Raw genomic sequence first — 209 nt, forward strand, 5'->3', positions numbered from 1 at the left:
CCGCCGCCAACGGTGCAGCAGGCTCGCGCAGATCCCATGCCGCCGCGACACCTCCGAGACCCTCGCGCCAGGCGCCGCCACCTCCGCCAGCAGCCGCACCTTCTCCTCGGGCGAGTAGCGTCGGCGAGCCTCGCCCCGCGTCACGATCTCAATCCGCTCCGGCGCACCAGTGCCAGCACCAGTGCTGCCACTGGTGCCTGTCACATCGC

At 72.2% G+C, this 209-nt stretch carries 1 protein-coding gene; it reads right to left on the reverse strand.

All coding sequences use genetic code 11. From position 1 onward, the window contains the following. Positions 1–204, reverse strand: a 204-nt coding sequence (locus tag Q7A36_RS42050) for a transposase (RefSeq protein WP_370655829.1), incomplete at its 3' end; no start/stop codon positions are given. Positions 205–209 lie beyond the last annotated feature (5 nt).

Source organism: Paracraurococcus lichenis (assembly GCF_030657435.1).
Lineage (GTDB): Bacteria > Pseudomonadota > Alphaproteobacteria > Acetobacterales > Acetobacteraceae > Paracraurococcus > Paracraurococcus lichenis.